Origin of the sequence: Myroides odoratimimus, assembly GCF_030326305.1 — a bacterium.
Taxonomy (GTDB): Bacteria; Bacteroidota; Bacteroidia; order Flavobacteriales; family Flavobacteriaceae; genus Flavobacterium; species Flavobacterium odoratimimum_A.
The window spans coordinates 1-4,204 of the sequence record NZ_JACAKB010000064.1 but is presented as its reverse complement, the minus strand read 5'-3'; the positions used below and the strand labels follow the sequence as shown (position 1 = coordinate 4,204).

The window sequence follows — 4,204 nt, the reverse complement described above, 5'->3', positions numbered from 1 at the left end:
ACCATAATTTTATTTTTTTAATATCCTAAATATATGACTTCTAACGGAAAAGCTACCGAAGGTTTAGTTCAACATCGCATTGGCAAAATGGCAGGTTAAGTGCTAAATTGAAAGTTTCTGCATTTTATTCCGCCGAATGTGTTCCACATTCGCTTTTTATTTGTAAGTTAGCTCTGTGGAAACACATCGGCTACGTTCTCGCTAAATTGAACTTTTTGTCCAATTTATCCGCCACTTCGCCAATGCGTTTCCCGTTGTGCGTCATAGAAAAACTCACTCAAAATTAGAAAAATATAAAAATGACAAATGAAATAATAACTCACGAGAACAAAGAATTTAAAAATGTTGATTATTCTGGAAAAACATTAAGAAATAGAGAATTTTTTAAATGTAAGTTTATATCGTGCATTTTCGTAAAAAGTGACTTGAGAGGAAATAGTTTTGAAGAATGCACTTTTCAGGACTGTAACTTTTCAATGACAGAAATAGAAGGAACGGGTTTTAGAAACGCAAGCTTTATAGGAAGCAAAATTCTTGGAATTGATTTTACAAGATGCAACAATTTTGCATTTTCTTTCAGATTTGAGAATTGTATTATGGATTATTGTACATTTTTTGGGACAAAGTTAAAGAATACGCACTTTGTAAAATGTTCTCTTAAAGAAGCAGATTTTACTGAATCGGATTTATCTTCAGCAGTTTTTAATGACACAGACCTTACAGGAACGAGGTTTTTAAATACTATACTTGAAAAGGCGGACTTTAGAAATGCAAAAAACTTCGCTATTGACCCTGAATTTAACAAACTTAAAAAAGCAAAATTTTCTGCATTTCAACTAGAAGGATTGCTATATAAATATCAATTGATTATTTCTTGAACAAAAAAAAATAATTACGAACGCACAACACCGTATATAAGCTATGGCTCGTTCTGTGCCTATTTGGAAAATCCTGCGGTTTGCCAAAGTTAGTTTATATTTGGAGAGGTTCGTGCCGAGACACGCCACAGCTCATATACATAACGTTACCGGCAAGCCGAAAACAAAAACTGCACAAAATAAAAGATGATTGAAACATTGATAAAAATATTGCAAGAAAAATATCTTGTCAAAACAAACATAATTTCTAAACAGCAAGGTGGTTGGGCGTCTTTGGCTTACAAAATAGAAGACAAAAACGGACATTTTTACTTTTTGAAAGTTTATGAGAAAAGTAGAAAATCAACATCTTATTTAACGAAACACATAGATATTTATCTTCCAATTGCGGACTGGCTTGATGACCAAACTTCACTTAAAGGAAAAATAATTCGATTGATTAAAACGCAATCTGAAAATTTTAAGTGTGAGGATGAAAATTATGTGTGCATTTTGTTTGATTACATTGATGGAGAAACGGTTGGAGAACAAAATTTAACAGAAGAACAAGTAATACAATTAGCCGAAACTGTTGCTCAATTACATAATTTAGAAGATTTTCCTTTTGACATCAAGCAGATTTCTGAAACATTCCATCTTCCGTTCATTTCCACATTAAGTGAATGGATAGAGAAAAACTTTGACCACTTAAAAGTTGACATCAAAGAGGTATTGAAACCTAATATTTCAACTATCAAAAGTCAAATCAACGAATGGAACAACTTGTCTAAAGTATTAAAAGAACAGCATTTGAAATTCTGTTTATGCCATACAGACATTCATCATTGGAATATTATTACAAATAAACAGCACTTATATCTTTTAGATTGGGAAGGAATAAAATTTGCACCACCCGAAGCTGATATTTTTAGCATTTATCAACAACCTTATTTCAATTCGTTCATGAAAAAATATTGTGAACTCAATCCCGATTATCAAATAAACGATACTGTTTTACGGTATTATCAAATAAGCCGAAAACTTCAGGATATTTTTGAATTCATAGAACAATTACAATTTGACGAACTTAATCAAGAAGAATACAAAATCAATTTAAACTACCTGAAAAAAGAAGTTGATACGATAACAGGCTAAAATAGCAATATACAAACCTAAAAACACAGCCAGCAGGTAACAAGGGTTTTGCAAGAGAGCGGGTTAAGTGCTTCGTATGAAACTTTTTGCTAAATTTGTAGTTCGGTTCTTCGATTGAGCGTTTGTGCATAAAATCCGCTCCCTCGCAAAGCCCCGAACCGTTGGCGGTAATTTGAAGAAACAATTAACAACGAAAAACATTCAAGAAAATGAAGCTATAAGTAACTGTAAGATAGAATAAGAATTGAAATATCCTTTAATACGCAAAGTAGAAAGGGCGATTGTTAATATTAAAAAATTAGAAAATGACACAGTTACAAATGATTGACAAAACAAAGTCAATAGCTCAAAATGATAAAAATATTTCTGCCGTATTTATGTACGGGTCATTTACCAAAAATGAAGGGGACAAATATTCAGATATTGAATTCTACATCTTCTTGAAGGATAAAGAAAATTTTTCCGCTGAAAATTGGGTAAGCCAAATTCATCCTTTGGCATTATATTTTACCAACGAGTATGGAAGTGAAGTTGCCATTTTTGAAAATATGATAAGGGGGGAGTTTCATTTTTTGACAAACGACCAAATGGAAGTTATCAAATCGTGGGACGGTTTGGTAGAGTTTAGCGACTTTGACAAGATGATTTTAGTAGATAAAGAAGATTTATTGACTAACACGCTCAAAGAAATAAAAACTAAAGTACCTGATCGAACAACAAATGAAAATATCCTGTGGTTGAGCCAATCATTGTTGAATGTTTTACTTACAACAAGCAACTTAATTAAACGACAGGAATTTGCTCACGCTTACCAAAGCTTATCAAATGTTCAAAAATATTTACTTTGGTTAATAAGAATTGAAACATACCAAACCAAACATTGGGAAAGTCCAACAAAAAGCTTGGAAAAAGACATAGACCCAGATTGGTATTCGTTATTTCAGGAGACAACATCAGAATTAGATCCGACAGATATTAAAACAGCTTTCAAGAAGACATTAACATTGACTGAAAAACTTTTTGATAATCTTGGAGTTGAAGCAAAATTAAAGGGGGTATTAAGGAGAATTGAATAAAAAAAACTACCGCCAACATTGTATAAGCGTAATGCGGGCTGAACTGCTAAATTTGAGCATTTTTGCTCCTAAGAAACTTTGTGGTGGGCGGACAGTGAATTGCTCCGAAATCCCGCACTACGCTTATACTTGACCGTTGTACGACATAGTAAAACCGAACCAAACAAAATGAAAGTCAGAGAAGAAAAGTTAAGAACAATTATAGAATGGTCGGAGAAAAACGAAGATGTAAGAGTTCTTCTTCTGACAAGTTCACTTGTAAATCCTTTAGCACTTGTTGACGAATTTAGTGATTTAGACATTGAATTTGTTTTTGAGGATAATACAAATTACATTTCAGACAAAAGCTGGACGCTTAAATTCGGAAATCCAATTGCTATGATTGAAGAAGACGAAAGTTGTTTTAACCATAAACACGCAATGAAAATGCTACTTTATGAAGACGGTGTGAAAGTAGATTTTAAACTTTACAGCAAATCAAAATTTATAAAGGAAACGCAAGAGAAAGAATTACCAGAAGATTGGGATATTGGTTATAAAATTTTAATTGATAAAGATGGTATTACAAAGCAAATGCTGAAACCAACTTATCAAATTTCCATTATCAAAAAACCGTCTGAAAAAGAGTTTCAAAATCTAATAAACGATTTTTGGTGGGACACAACTTACGTGGCAAAGTGTCTTGTGAGAGATGAAATATTCTATGCGAAATTTATGTCGGAAACCGTTATTCGCACAGAATATTTAATTCCTTTAATTGAATGGCACATTGCAAGTGAACACAATTGGAACATAACGACCAATAAATATGGACGACTTTTCAAAAAGTATCTTAACCAGGAAATGTGGGCTAAAACAGAACAAACATTTTCAGGGAGCAATATAAAGGAAAATTGGACTGCTCTATTTTCAATGACTGATTTAGTTTCAGAAATAGGAACTGAATTGTCAAAAAAATTAGAGTACAAATACCCGGATAAATTAGAAAATGACATACGAAAATATTTAGCTGGACTAAAACCCAAAACATAACTACGTCGTACAATAACTAAGCTTTCGTCTTGCCCGGAGGGCACGAGATGAAAGCCCGTTGAACGGAACCGTAGGAAGCTTAAT

Annotated in this window: 4 protein-coding genes; all 4 read left to right on the top strand. The window is 32.7% G+C overall.

The annotated features are described in order from the left end of the window. The first annotated feature begins 299 nt into the window (after window positions 1-299). The 4 genes from HX049_RS18185 (at window position 300) to HX049_RS18170 (ending at window position 4,120) form a co-directional block, all read left to right on the top strand. Window positions 300-878 carry a pentapeptide repeat-containing protein gene (locus HX049_RS18185; protein ID WP_182628772.1) on the top strand — a complete coding sequence of 193 codons (579 nt, stop codon included), beginning with the start codon at window positions 300-302 and terminating at the stop codon, window positions 876-878. 186 nt (window positions 879-1,064) lie between these two features. Further along, the gene (locus HX049_RS18180; RefSeq protein WP_182628773.1) at window positions 1,065-2,012 is read left to right on the top strand and encodes an aminoglycoside phosphotransferase family protein; all 948 of its coding nucleotides are present in this window, start codon (window positions 1,065-1,067) and stop codon (window positions 2,010-2,012) included. Window positions 2,013-2,317: 305 nt separating this feature from the next. Next, window positions 2,318-3,088: a lincosamide nucleotidyltransferase Lnu(I) gene (gene lnu(I) / locus HX049_RS18175; protein ID WP_008992950.1), complete on the top strand. Its 771-nt coding sequence runs from the start codon at window positions 2,318-2,320 to the stop codon at window positions 3,086-3,088. A gap of 168 nt (window positions 3,089-3,256) precedes the next feature. Continuing rightward, the gene (locus tag HX049_RS18170; RefSeq protein WP_010257826.1) at window positions 3,257-4,120 is read left to right on the top strand and encodes an AadS family aminoglycoside 6-adenylyltransferase; all 864 of its coding nucleotides are present in this window, start codon (window positions 3,257-3,259) and stop codon (window positions 4,118-4,120) included. Window positions 4,121-4,204 lie beyond the last annotated feature (84 nt).

Bases quoted from the DNA above. Each gene is read 5' to 3' on its own strand.
- HX049_RS18185 (WP_182628772.1), top strand. From the start codon at position 300: ATGACAAATGAAATAATAACTCACGAGAACAAAGAATTTAAAAATGTT.
- HX049_RS18180 (WP_182628773.1), top strand. From the start codon at position 1,065: ATGATTGAAACATTGATAAAAATATTGCAAGAAAAATATCTTGTCAAA.
- HX049_RS18170 (WP_010257826.1), top strand. From the start codon at position 3,257: ATGAAAGTCAGAGAAGAAAAGTTAAGAACAATTATAGAATGGTCGGAG.